Source organism: Acuticoccus kandeliae, from assembly GCF_003073115.1.
On the sequence record NZ_QBBV01000066.1, the window covers coordinates 1 to 417 of the forward strand.

General features: G+C 72.4%; 1 protein-coding gene. It reads right to left on the reverse strand.

Annotated features, from left to right (window positions below):
* Positions 1 to 164: 164 nt before the first annotated feature.
* A partial coding sequence (locus DBV35_RS29325) for a helix-turn-helix domain-containing protein (protein WP_157962094.1) occupies positions 165 to 417 on the reverse strand: 253 nt, incomplete at its 5' end.

The following is a 417-nucleotide window of genomic DNA, read 5'->3' on the forward strand; positions in this document are numbered from 1 at the left end:
GGCGATGGTGCGGATCGCGGTCGAGACGACCGTCTGGTCCAGGGCGGCCAGGAACATGCCCAGCATCAGTCCACCCAGGACGGTCAGGATCTGCCGGTGCGTCAGCTCGCCGTCGCCGGAGGTGGCGGCGGGGCGCTGCGCACTGGCGGCAGCGGTGGACATTCTCAGGACTCCTGTGCTTCGAAGGTCTGGTAGTCGTCGAGGAAGCGGCCGAGCAGGCCGGTGAGGGCCTGGCGGTCGTCGGGGCTCCACGCGGCCAGCACGGTGGCGATGACGTGCGCGCGACGGCGTCGCTCGGTCTCGATCACGCGGACGCCCTCGTCCGTCGCGGCGAGGAGGGAGGCGCGCCCGTCGCCGGGGTCGGCGCGCCGCTCGATGAGACCCGCCTTGACCAGGCCGGACACCTGACGGCTGATC